This window comes from Flavonifractor sp. An82, from assembly GCF_002159265.1.
Taxonomy (GTDB): domain Bacteria; phylum Bacillota; class Clostridia; order Oscillospirales; family Oscillospiraceae; genus Flavonifractor.
Window position 1 is genome coordinate 1 of record NZ_NFHG01000048.1, and the last position, 3,010, is coordinate 3,010.

General features: G+C 52.6%; 1 rRNA gene. It reads right to left on the reverse strand.

The features are described 5' to 3' along the window. Positions 1-2,789: ribosomal RNA gene (locus B5G34_RS18090) — 23S ribosomal RNA — on the reverse strand; the annotation flags it as partial. Positions 2,790-3,010: the final 221 nt, after the last annotated feature.

The window sequence follows — 3,010 nt, forward strand, 5'->3', positions numbered from 1 at the left end:
CTTCCACCTCCGACCTATCAACGTCATAGTCTACGACGTGCCTTACTCCCGAAGGATGAGAGATCTAATCTTAGGGAGAGTTTCACGCTTAGATGCCTTCAGCGTTTATCTCGTCCGTACATAGCTACCCAGCCATGCCCTTGGCAGAACAACTGGTGCACCAGAGGTACGTCCATCCCGGTCCTCTCGTACTAAGGACAGCTCCCTTCAAATCTCTTACGCCCGCAACAGATAGGGACCGAACTGTCTCACGACGTTCTGAACCCAGCTCGCGTGCCACTTTAATCGGCGAACAGCCGAACCCTTGGGACCGAATTCAGCCCCAGGATGTGACGAGCCGACATCGAGGTGCCAAACCTCCCCGTCGCTGTGGACGCTTGGGGGAGATCAGCCTGTTATCCCCAGGGTAGCTTTTATCCGTTGAGCGACGGCACTTCCACTTGCATACCGCCGGATCACTAACTCCAACTTTCGTTACTGCTCGACCCGTCGGTCTCGCAGTTAGGCTCGTTTATGCGTTTACACTCACTGCACGGTTTCCGTCCGTGCTGAACGAACCTTTGAGCGCCTCCGTTACCTTTTAGGAGGCGACCGCCCCAGTCAAACTGCCCACCTAACAGTGTCCCCCGACCGGATTCACGGCCGCAGGTTAGAAAACCAGCAAATCAAGGGTGGTATCCCAAGGGTGACTCCACCAAAGCTGACGCCCTGGCTTCCAAGTCTCCCACCTATCCTGTACATGATTTACCGATTTCCAGTATTAAGCTACAGTAAAGCTCCATGGGGTCTTTCCGTCTAGTTGCGGGTAACTGGCTTCTTCACCAGTACAACAATTTCGCCGGGTGGGCTGTTGAGACAGTGCCCAAATCGTTACGCCATTCGTGCGGGTCAGAACTTACCTGACAAGGAATTTCGCTACCTTAGGACCGTTATAGTTACGGCCGCCGTTTACTGGGGCTTCGATTCAAACCTTCGCTTGCGCTAAGCTCTCCTCTTAACCTTCCAGCACCGGGCAGGCGTCAGCCCCTATACGTCATCTTTCGATTTAGCAGAGACCTGTGTTTTTGGTAAACAGTCGCTTGGGCCTATTCGCTGCGGCCTCCCGTAGGAGGCTCCCCTTATCCCGAAGTTACGGGGTCATTTTGCCGAGTTCCTTAACAACCCTTCTCCCGTTGGCCTTAGGATTCTCTCCTCATCTACCTGTGTCGGTTTGCGGTACGGGCACCTTAGCATACCACACACCTTTTCTCGCCACAGAGCATCGCGGACTTCCCTACTTGATTTCGGTCCCTTACGCCCGGGTCAACCAACGCCCGGGTCCCGCTATCTCCATGTGTCAGTGTGCTTAAGGTTCGGTGGCTACGGAATTTCAACCGTATGTGCATCGACTACGCCTCTCGGCCTCGCCTTAGCTCCCGGCTTACCCTGGGCGGACGAACCTTCCCCAGGAAACCTTAGATTTTCGGCCATTATGATTCCCACATAATTCTCGCTACTCATTCCGGCATTCTCACTCGTGTAAAGTCCACCGCTGCTTCCGCTGCGACTTCACCCCGTACACGACGCTCCCCTACCCCTGCCTTGCGGCAAGCCCAAGCTTCGGTTGCATGCTTAGCCCCGTTATATTTTCCGCGCAGAGTCACTCGACCAGTGAGCTATTACGCACTCTTTTAATGAGTGGCTGCTTCTAAGCCAACATCCTGGTTGTTTTCGCAACTCCACATCGTTTTCCACTTAGCACACATTTGGGACCTTAGCTGTGGGTCTGGGCTGTTTCCCTTTTGTCCACGAGACTTATCTCACGTAGACTGACTGCTAACCATCAATTATCCGGCATTCAGAGTTTGATAGGGTTCAGTAACCTTATCGGCCCCTAGCCCATTCAGTGCTTTACCTCCGGTAATCTAAGTTAACGCTAGCCCTAAAGCTATTTCGGGGAGAACCAGCTATCTCCGAGTTCGATTGGAATTTCACCGCTATCCACAGGTCATCACCGACCATTGCAACGGGCGTGTGTTCGGTCCTCCATGGGGTTTTACCCCCACTTCAACCTGCCCATGGATAGGTCACCCGGTTTCGGGTCTATTGCCACTGACTTCATACGCGCTGTTCACACTCGGTTTCCCTTCGCCTCCGGTACTGAATACCTTAAGCTTGCCAGTAACAATAACTCGCCGGACCATTCTACAAAAGGTACCTCATCACACTTTAACGTGCTTTGAGTGCTTGTAAGCACAAGGTTTCAGGTTCTCTTTCACTCCCCTCCCGGGGTCCTTTTCACCTTTCCCTCACGGTACTGCTCCTCTATCGGTCATCAGGTAGTATTTAGGGTTGGAGGGTGGTCCCCCCAGTTTCCCACCGGGTTTCACGTGTCCGGCGGTACTCTGGAACTCGACTAACAAGATTCGGTTTTCGCCTACGGGGCTCTCACCCGCTATGGCCGGCCTTCCCATACCGTTCGGCTAACCTATCCTGCCGTTGTGTCGGTCCACAACCCCGAAGGATAAATCCTTCGGTTTGCCCTCTTCCGCGTTCGCTCGCCACTACTTGCGGAATCTCTGTTGATTTCTCTTCCTCGCCCTACTTAGATGTTTCAGTTCAGGCGGTTCCCCACCTACGCCTATTTGATTCAACGCAGGCTGACAGAGTATTGCTCTGCCGGGTTTCCCCATTCGGAAATCTGCGGGTCAAAGCTTATGTGCAACTCACCGCAGCTTATCGCAGCTTGTCACGTCCTTCTTCGGCTCCTGATGCCAAGGCATTCCCCTTGCGCTCTTTATAGCTTGACCTTAGTAGAACAGTCTCATTTCTGAGCTGTTCTCTATTCGATCATGAATTATGCAGGCCTCACAGAAGTTTTGCAATTGGCTACATTGTTTTACCCATTCACCAGAACGGCTTTCGCCATTCTATCTTTAAGTTCCACAACATTGCTGTTATTGCCCTCTGTTGCTTGCTCTTCATACTTTCAATCTGCATTGTTCAGTTTTCAAGGTGCTGACTTCCAGTC